The sequence below is a fragment of the Arthrobacter sp. Y3225116 genome (genome assembly GCF_059091245.1).
Window position 1 is genome coordinate 1 of the sequence record NZ_JBNHGL010000424.1, and the last position, 1,346, is coordinate 1,346.

Genomic DNA, 1,346 nt, shown 5'->3' on the forward strand with positions numbered 1-1,346 from the left:
CGGTGGCAAGTTCGCCGGAGGCACCGGCCGCACTCCTGGCCCGGGCGGCTCCGCCGACACGGCAATGGCCGAGGCGCTTCGGCGGGCGGGCCTGGGCAGCTAGCACGAGGAACAGGAACAGCCCCAGCACCACCCTCGGGTCCGGAGCACTCCCTCCGGACGGACAAGGGCAGGGTACTGGGGCTGTTCCCACCGGATGGTGGACTAATGGAGCCTGTGCCTCCGGCCCCCGGGCACGGGGTCTGAAACCACAGACAACACTGTGACCGATGTCGCTTAAGGCCGCGGAGGCTTCCGCTGAAGATTTGCTCAGCTTTGGCATAAGGGGGATCGCCTGGTCCGCTCGGGAGGCTCTGCCCGATACCGGCGACGCCGTGGACCACGCCCGTCGGTCCGCCCGGCCGGAGCACCCGTCAATCGAGATTGGTGCTCAAGAGTTACCCAAGGTTGCGCCTGCACGCCTCGGCGGGCCCGGGCAGTCGCTTACGATGTAAGTAGTTCGAAGTCGCAACAAGTTTGAAAGGGGCGCCGCCCGATGCTCTTTTCCGGGCAGTCCTCCGCGTCCGGCCCCCAGGGGTTCTCGTGACGGCCATTTCGCCGGAGATTCCTCTGGTCTCACCAGCAGTGCTGGAAAAACTGGCAACTGACCTCGACGACCACGACGGCAGCATGCGCCGCCGTTTCATTGGCAATTTCGTGGGGCTGTGGGAACACCGCTTTGGAAGGGTCTCCAGCGCCATTCTCGCCCGGGACGCCGAAGACGCCATGGACGCAATCCTCAGTTTGAAGATTTCCAGCAGCATGGTGGGGGCCGGACGGCTTGGCCAGATGGCAGAACATCTCGAAGGCCTGGTCAACGGCCGGCTCTTTGACGCCGCGGCAACTCTTTTGGACGAGCTGTGCGCCTGCGGGATGACGACGACGTCACAGCTGCGCAGCCTGCATCTGCAGTAGCGCGCCCGTCAGGCGGGAAATGCGCGCCCGGGCGGCGTCACCGCTTCGGTGCCAGGCTGTAGCCCACCCCGCGCACTGTCTTGATCCAGCGCGGGGACTTGGTGTCATCCCCGAGCTTGCGGCGGAGGTTGGCCATATGCACTTCGATGGTGCGTTCGTCGGAGTCCGAAATGTAGCCGCCGGTGTTGTAGGGCTCGTTGCGAAGCCGGCGGACCAGATCCGCCTTGGTCCGCACCACCCGGCCGCTTTCCATCAGGGCGTACAGCAGGTCGAATTCGCTTCGGGTCAGTTCCAGCTCGCGCCCGGACCGGATCACCGTGCGGGCACGGTGATCCACCACGATGCCGTTGTGCTCCAGCACGCCGTCGCCGGCCGGGCTCGCCGCCCCGGCC

Annotated in this window: 2 protein-coding genes; one reads left to right on the top strand and one right to left on the bottom strand. The window is 66.3% G+C overall.

Going from position 1 to position 1,346, the window contains the following annotated elements; all coding sequences use genetic code 11:
- Positions 1-582: 582 nt before the first annotated feature.
- The gene (locus AC5RV2_RS18020; RefSeq protein ID WP_494093463.1) at positions 583-954 is read left to right on the top strand and encodes an Hpt domain-containing protein; all 372 of its coding nucleotides are present in this window, start codon (positions 583-585) and stop codon (positions 952-954) included.
- Positions 955-991: 37 nt separating this feature from the next.
- Here AC5RV2_RS18020 and AC5RV2_RS18025 read toward each other — a convergent pair.
- A partial coding sequence (locus AC5RV2_RS18025; protein ID WP_494093464.1) for a winged helix-turn-helix domain-containing protein occupies positions 992-1,346 on the bottom strand: 355 nt, incomplete at its 5' end.